General features: G+C 62.8%; 8 protein-coding genes and 1 pseudogene. 4 read left to right on the top strand and 5 right to left on the bottom strand.

What is annotated here, in order from left to right:
• Positions 1-275: 275 nt before the first annotated feature.
• Positions 276-620: pseudogene (locus ACH2EI_RS13860) on the top strand (helix-turn-helix domain-containing protein); the annotation flags it as partial.
• A gap of 341 nt (positions 621-961) precedes the next feature.
• Complete coding sequence (locus tag ACH2EI_RS13855; protein WP_395160465.1) at positions 962-1,558, top strand: hypothetical protein; 597 nt, start codon at positions 962-964, stop codon at positions 1,556-1,558.
• 177 nt (positions 1,559-1,735) lie between these two features.
• Here ACH2EI_RS13855 and ACH2EI_RS13850 read toward each other — a convergent pair whose 3' ends face one another.
• From ACH2EI_RS13850 to ACH2EI_RS13840, 3 genes are all read right to left on the bottom strand, one after another.
• Positions 1,736-2,179 carry a universal stress protein gene (locus ACH2EI_RS13850; RefSeq protein WP_395153600.1) on the bottom strand — a complete coding sequence of 148 codons (444 nt, stop codon included), beginning with the start codon at positions 2,177-2,179 and terminating at the stop codon, positions 1,736-1,738.
• Between the two features lie 46 nt (positions 2,180-2,225).
• A complete protein-coding gene (locus ACH2EI_RS13845; protein ID WP_395153601.1) occupies positions 2,226-3,230 on the bottom strand; it encodes a hypothetical protein in 1,005 nt (334 codons plus the stop codon).
• Between the two features lie 75 nt (positions 3,231-3,305).
• Positions 3,306-3,434 carry a hypothetical protein gene (locus ACH2EI_RS13840; RefSeq protein WP_395153602.1) on the bottom strand — a complete coding sequence of 43 codons (129 nt, stop codon included), beginning with the start codon at positions 3,432-3,434 and terminating at the stop codon, positions 3,306-3,308.
• Positions 3,435-3,534: 100 nt separating this feature from the next.
• Between ACH2EI_RS13840 and ACH2EI_RS13835 the strand changes: the two genes are divergently transcribed.
• Positions 3,535-4,071, top strand: coding sequence for a MarR family winged helix-turn-helix transcriptional regulator (locus ACH2EI_RS13835; protein ID WP_395153603.1), 537 nt, complete (start codon positions 3,535-3,537; stop codon positions 4,069-4,071).
• A gap of 65 nt (positions 4,072-4,136) precedes the next feature.
• Complete coding sequence (locus ACH2EI_RS13830; RefSeq protein WP_395153604.1) at positions 4,137-4,451, top strand: hypothetical protein; 315 nt, start codon at positions 4,137-4,139, stop codon at positions 4,449-4,451.
• An 83-nt stretch (positions 4,452-4,534) separates the two neighbouring features.
• Here ACH2EI_RS13830 and ACH2EI_RS13825 read toward each other — a convergent pair whose 3' ends face one another.
• Both ACH2EI_RS13825 and ACH2EI_RS13820 read right to left on the bottom strand, forming a co-directional pair.
• Positions 4,535-5,809, bottom strand: a complete 1,275-nt coding sequence (locus ACH2EI_RS13825) for a dihydrolipoamide acetyltransferase family protein (protein ID WP_395160463.1) — start codon at positions 5,807-5,809, stop codon at positions 4,535-4,537.
• Positions 5,806-6,355: alpha-ketoacid dehydrogenase subunit beta (locus tag ACH2EI_RS13820; RefSeq protein WP_395153606.1), on the bottom strand; the 550-nt coding region annotated here is incomplete at its 5' end. The genes ACH2EI_RS13820 and ACH2EI_RS13825, both read right to left, overlap by 4 nt.

The raw sequence follows: 6,355 nt of genomic DNA, 5'->3' as shown, positions 1-6,355 counted from the left end.
TTCGAATCCCGTACGGGATACCAAAAAACACCGGTCAGAGCCGCTCTTCCGAATTGAGGGAGAGTGGCTCTGCTGCTTTTCTGGACTCGTTGCCAATCCGATGCTGTGTGCTGTTCCGGTTCATGCTTGACATGTTGGCTTCGGTTGGTGTGTTCCAGTTTCGGGTCTGGCTTCGGGAGCTGGGCGACAGTGGCTTCGGTAGCTGTGTTCCGCGTGCTTGTTCTCGACAACCGGTGTTGAGCCCTCTTCGATGGTGATGTTCGTTCTCATCAGTCGTGGAGAGGGTCGTCATTGTGTTGGTGGAGTTGAGGCTTGTGGAGCAGCGTTATGCAGCTGTGTTGGAGGTGATCAACGACGCTGCGTCGGTCAGTGACGTGGCGTTTCGGTTCGGCGTGACGCGCCAGACGGTGCATCGATGGTTGCGTCGGTATGCGGTCGAGGGTCTGGCTGGTTTGGCTGATGGGTCGGCGAAGCCGTTGTCGTGTCCGCATCAGATGCCCGTCGAGGTGGAAGCGCGGATCGTGGAGTTGCGTCGGTTGCAGCCGGGTTGGGGTCAGCGGACGATCAGGTTCAGGTTGGAAGCCGACCGGGTTGATCCGTTGCCGTCGCTGTCGGCGATCTATCGGTGTCTGGTCCGTCATCAGCTGATTGTCCCCGAAGCGCGGCGTCGCAAGAAGGGCGACTATCGGCGGTGGGAGCGGTCGCGGTCGATGGAGTTGTGGCAGATGGACGTCGTTGGTGGCGTGCGGTTGGTGAACGGTTGGAAGGCGTCAATTGTGTCGGGGATCGATGATCACTCGAGGTTCATCATCTCCGCGCACGTAGTCGAGCGGGCGACAGCTCGCCCGGTGTGTGAAGCCCTCACCAACGCGATGCGGACTCATGGTTTGCCTCGAGGTTTTGACGGACAACGGCAAAGTGTTCACCGGTCGGCGAAGCCCAGGCCCAGCTCGATGGTTGGGTGCATGAAGACAACCACGATCGCCGCCATCAAGGCATTGGTGATGTTGTGCCGTGGGAACGATTCCGACTCGCCACCGCCGAGCCGGCGGTGCCGGTCGAACCGACGGAGGAGCCGTCGACGACGCGCAGGGTTGGGCGGACCGGCAAGATCAGTTTCGCTGCGGTGTTGTATCCGGTCGGGGTGTGGCTCGACGGTGAAACCGTCGACGTCTCTGTTGCTGACGGCCTGGTGTCGATCCACCATCAAGGCGTCCTCGTCGCGACGCACGCGCAACGTCATCGGCCAGCCAAGGAGAAGCCGGCGTTGAAGCGCAAAGCGAGGGCGTCGCGGCCTCGCCCGAAGCAAGCAACAGTCGGTCAGAGTGTGACGCGCAAGGTCGACTCATCGGGCAACGTCAGCTTTGCTGGGCATGGTTATCGGATCAGCAAGAAACACTGCCGACGCCAAGTCCAAGTCGCGATCGTTGGTGACACCGTCGAGATCTCCGCTGGTGGGGAACTGTTGAAGGTGCACCCGATCCGTCACGACCGGTCCCGAGAGAACGGAGCCTTCGTCAATGCAGGCGGTCGACCATCACGAATCAACGCAGCCTGAAACCCCCTCCGGCACTGGAACACAGCTACCGGAACCAAACCGGAACACGGGTACCGGAACTTGACAGCCAATCCGATGTGTTGGCCAATCCGATGTTGTGCGGGGCCGTGTGCGGGGCCGTCCTGCGACGCTGTGCTGGGCCGCCGAGGCGCCTTGTTCGACTCTCTGGGAGCAGACTCAGCGGACAACCAGGACTGGGCACGGCGCGTGGTCGACCACGTACTTGCCCACCGAGGGTTCGAAAAGCCTGGCCCAGATCGAACGGTCGTGTGAGCCAATGACGATGACCGACGCCCCCGAGTCCTCAGCGATCCGACAAACTGCTGCGCCGGCCGGGCCGACGTCGACCTCAATAGTTGCGTCAACCTCAAGGTGCTCAGCCGCTTCCTCCGCAGTCGCTGCAGCGCTCGCCGTCACGCTGTCTGCCAACTCCCCTAAAGCCACGTAAATTGGCCTTCCACCCCCTTGAGCCATCGGATAGACCGTCGCTGGCATTCTCCCGATACTGGTGATGAGGTAGTCCGGTGATGCACCGAACAGGTCGTACGCGACGCTCACGGCGTCCATTGATTCGTCGGTGTCGTCGACCGCAATCAGAATCTTGGTTTTGTTCTCGCTCATTTGTGGTCATCCTCCAATGTTGTCTGCTGTGGCTTGCTGGGTCTGATCAATTGCCGGTTTCTGGTTGCCAGCGGAGAAGGGCCGCTGCGCCGTTGTTGAGGATGTCGACGTTCGGGACGACGTGGATGTCGGAATCGGTGAGGAGCGCTTGTTTGATGCAGCGATCAATGAGCCGCGGCTCCGGGCCGAAGGTGGTGTCGGCTGCGTCGTGAACGAGCAGGGTGTCGACCTGTCCGAGGTCGAGTGCCTCGAGGAGTTGCTCGGTCGAAGTCGGCGCCTGTCCGGTCCCTTGGGCCTCGCGAGCCTTTGCGATGAGCGCTTTGCTGTCGCGAGCGGCGACGTCGGCGGTGTAACGCAGGACCTCGGCGGCGATGCCGTCGAGGTCACCGGCATCGACACATACCACCCGTGTTGTGATGGTGTCGGCAATCGATCGGGCAACCATGGACTGAGCTCTGGTCGGGCCAGCCACCAGGATGAGGCGGGCCTCGACTTGATCAGCCAAGACACGGACAGCTTCGGCCACGTTGTCCGCGTTTGTCTCCCAGGTGTTTTCTGCTCGCTGTTCGGACCGTCCTCCGGGGTGGCTGCGGTGGACGTGGACGGTGGCGCCATCGACTGCGTCCGTTGCCACGACCTCGCCGCGGTCGATGGCAGTGATATTTGCTCCGGTGAGATCAGCTTCGACCACGACGTGGGCAATGAGGCGTTGCCGTGCCTCGATCAATGGTGCCAGTCGCGGCAGTGGGCCTTCGTCGAGTCGAGCATTCTCGATTCCGTTCTCGATGAACTCGACGATTGTTGGCCCGCCCATTGCGTGGATCGCAACGGCTGTCGCACCGGCGTCGTGGGGGAGCCCAGCGAGCATCTGACCCAGCGTCTCGATCTCATCCGGTGGCCAGATGTCGGATATTTCTTTGAATACGTTGGTTCGTTCCACCTCGAACCGGTGGGCGGCGTCGGTCGTCGCGCTGGGAGCCGGCACCAGAAAGGTGAGAAACGGGCCGTCGTGTTCGACGAGCGATCGGAAACCTGCGGTGTGTGCAAACATTGGAATCTTTCAGTGTTCGAATTGGTGGTGGCTGCTGGCGAGTTCCAGACTTGGACGCGTGCGACGGCCTGGCAATCACTCGGTGGGCTCGACGGGCTCGGCCTGGGTGTCGCCGCGGTTATCGCGGCGCCAGAGCCGGCGCAAGAGTGCGGTTGCCGTTGCTCCAAGGGCGGCGAAGCCCATCCACTTCTTCGGTGTGCTCATCAGGAGAGTCCTTCCGTTGTGTTCCACCATCATACTTGATATATAGTTAGAGATCAAGTTAACTTGAGGTGAGAGGGAGAACTGATGAGAGGGAGAGCTGATGACAGATCGCGTGCACAACATCATCGAAGAGTGGAGTGGCCGTCGACCTGATCTCGACACTTCGGCATTCGCGGTGGTGTCGAGAGTGCTGCGTGCAGCGCATCATCTCCAGGCAGCACTCGACCGCATTGCGGCCGCGTACGGTTTGAGTCACCAGGGCGATCTCGACGCGCTGATGGAGCTCTACCGGGCTGACCCGGAGCGTGGGCTCACGCCGACCGAATTGGCGAACGCGTCGTTACTGACCGCGGGAGGGATGACGGTTCGCCTTCAGCGCATCCAAAAGGCCGGGCTGATCAACCGGCACCCCAACCCGAACGATGGACGCGGTGTCCTCGTCTGCCTGACCCAGACCGGTGTCGACCTGGTCGAACACGCACTCCCGACCATGCTCAACGCCCAAGCCACCAGCGTTGTTGGTCTCTCTCCGGTGGAGCGCACGCAACTGGCCGACCTGCTGCGCACCCTGCTCGCGCACCTCGGAGACGTTCCCCCATTCCGGCCACCGATCTCAGTGGTAAAGGACCGTACGTGAAGCCCTCGCGTCCGCGATCGATCGACGCGTCAACTCGAACCCGGCACAGCGGTACTGTTCAAAAGATGACCCCCGACGATCCAATGGAGACGCTGAGCCAAGCAACCACTCGTCTGACCCGCGCCGGCTACGACGAGAGCTACACGGCCCGAAACGGACGCCTCGTCTGCGGGCACGGTGGCGCCAGCCACGACCCCGCGAAAATGGCCATCGACGAGATCGTGCGCTTCGAAGGTGAAAGCGATCCAGGCGACGAAGCAATCGTGTACGCGCTCGACGCCGGTCAGGGCCATCGAGGCCTCTATGTCGCGGCCTACGGGGCAACGGCTACCGCTGACGACATCGCCGTTGCCACTGCACTGCTCGATTCCACTGGTTAATCACACCCGGCCGTCGCAAAGGTGATCGAGACGCGCCGCGTGGGCCGCCCGCCAATCGGCAGTCGTCTCGACGCTCATCGCGCTCAGATGTCGTCGACGAAGAGCAGAGCAGGAGTTTCGAGCGAACGTTTGATGTGCTGAACAAAGGTCGCTGCAACCCACCCATCGACCATCCGGTGGTCGAAGCTCGACGACAGATTGAGCTTCTGACGAGGCTGGAATGTGCCGTCGCGCCACACGGGACGCGTCTCCATTTTGTTGACTCCGACGATGGCGACTTCGGGTGGATTGAGGATCGGTGTGGTCGCGATCCCGCCGATCGCTCCGAGCGATGTGATCGTGATCGTGGAGCCGCTGAGATCGGCACGTGTTGCGGATCCGTCGCGGGCGAGGCCTGTTACTCGGCCGATCTCGGCGGCGAGGTCAGCGACACTGCGTTGCTCGGCGTGGCGCACGACGGCGACGCGCAATCCGTCGTCAGTTTGCGTGGCGATTCCGATGTGCACCGCCCCGAACGTTGTCAACGTCTCGGCTGGGTGGTCGTAGTGGGCGTTGAGTTCCGGGAGTTCGGCCACGGCAAGCACGACGGCCCGTGCGATAAATGGCAGGAGCGTGAGCCGTTCGGTGCGCTCACCGGATCGCATGTTGAGTGTGACCCGAAGCTGCTCGAGTTCGGTGACGTCGATGTCGTCGACGTAGGTGATGTGCGGAATCTCGCGCCAGGCATCGGACAGTCGTTCGGCGATTCGGCGACGGACACCGCGGACCGCAACGATGCGGCGACCGTCGAAGTCGGCCGCCGGGCGCGAAGACGTCTGGCGGCCCAGAGGACCGGATCCCCGGTCGACGAGCACACGGTCGAGGTCGGCGTGGAGGATCCGACCGCCGCTGCCCGTCCCCTCGATTGAGCCGAGGTTGAGATTGAGGTCGGACGCCCGAGAGCGTACGGCGGGCGCCGCCGACGGACGATCCGCAGAGGAGGCTCGACCGTTCGGTGGTGGAAGTGCGGCGGCGTCGCTGATTGTCGAGTCGCTCGCATCCTTGGGTACGGACGTGGCCTCGTCGGTTTCGGACGGTGCGTCGATGCTGTCTTCGGGCCGCGACGCGACCGCGTCGGAGTCGGTCTCGATACCAATAAGTGTGCCGCCCACGGCGAGCACGTCACCCGGCTCGCCGTGGAGGGCGGCCACTTCACCGGTGACGGGTGATGACACCTCGACGGTCGCTTTGTCGGTGAGCACCTCCGCGACGACGGTGTCGGGGGTGACCCTGTCGCCGACCGCCACCAACCACTGGACGAGCTCGGACTCGGCAACACCTTCGCCGACGTCGGGGAGCTTCATCTCGAAGAGGCTCATGTCGCCATCAACTTCTGCATCGCACGACCCACACGATCGGGTCCTGGAAAGTACGACCACTCGTGGGCGTGCGGATATGGAGTGTCCCATCCGCATACCCGGAGCGTCGGCGCTTCGAGATGGAAGAGGCATCGTTCCTGCACGATGGCGCTCAGCTCGGCGCCGTACCCGGAGGTGAGGGTCGCCTCGTGCACGACGAGGCATCTCCCCGTCTTCTCGACTGACGCCACGATCGCATCGACGTCGAGGGGGACGAGCGTGCGGAGGTCGATGATTTCAGCGTCGATTCCCTGCTCCTCTGCCGCGGCGTGAGCGACGTGGACGAGCGTGCCATATGCGAGCACGGTGAGGTCGCTGCCTTCGCGATGAATGCGGGCTCGACCGATCTCGATCGAGTAGTGACCCTCGGGAACATCGCCGAGTGGATGCTTGGACCACGGGACGATCGGCCGATCGTGGTGGCCGTCGAACGGGCCGTTGTAGACACGCTTGGGCTCCAGGAAGATCACCGGATCGTCGTCTTCGATTGCGGCGATGAGGAGCCCT

The sequence above is a fragment of the Ilumatobacter sp. genome, from assembly GCF_041688325.1.
In the GTDB taxonomy this organism is placed as follows: domain Bacteria; phylum Actinomycetota; class Acidimicrobiia; order Acidimicrobiales; family Ilumatobacteraceae; genus Ilumatobacter_A.
Note: the sequence above shows the minus strand (reverse complement) of the source record. Positions and strands in the feature narration are given on the sequence as shown.

Excerpts from the sequence above, each read along its gene's own strand:
- ACH2EI_RS13850 (WP_395153600.1), bottom strand. The coding sequence starts at position 2,179 with ATGAGCGAGAACAAAACCAAGATTCTGATTGCGGTCGACGACACCGAC.
- ACH2EI_RS13845 (WP_395153601.1), bottom strand. The coding sequence starts at position 3,230 with ATGTTTGCACACACCGCAGGTTTCCGATCGCTCGTCGAACACGACGGC.
- ACH2EI_RS13840 (WP_395153602.1), bottom strand. The coding sequence starts at position 3,434 with ATGAGCACACCGAAGAAGTGGATGGGCTTCGCCGCCCTTGGAGCAACG.
- ACH2EI_RS13835 (WP_395153603.1), top strand. The coding sequence starts at position 3,535 with ATGACAGATCGCGTGCACAACATCATCGAAGAGTGGAGTGGCCGTCGA.
- ACH2EI_RS13830 (WP_395153604.1), top strand. The coding sequence starts at position 4,137 with ATGACCCCCGACGATCCAATGGAGACGCTGAGCCAAGCAACCACTCGT.
- ACH2EI_RS13825 (WP_395160463.1), bottom strand. The coding sequence starts at position 5,809 with ATGAGCCTCTTCGAGATGAAGCTCCCCGACGTCGGCGAAGGTGTTGCC.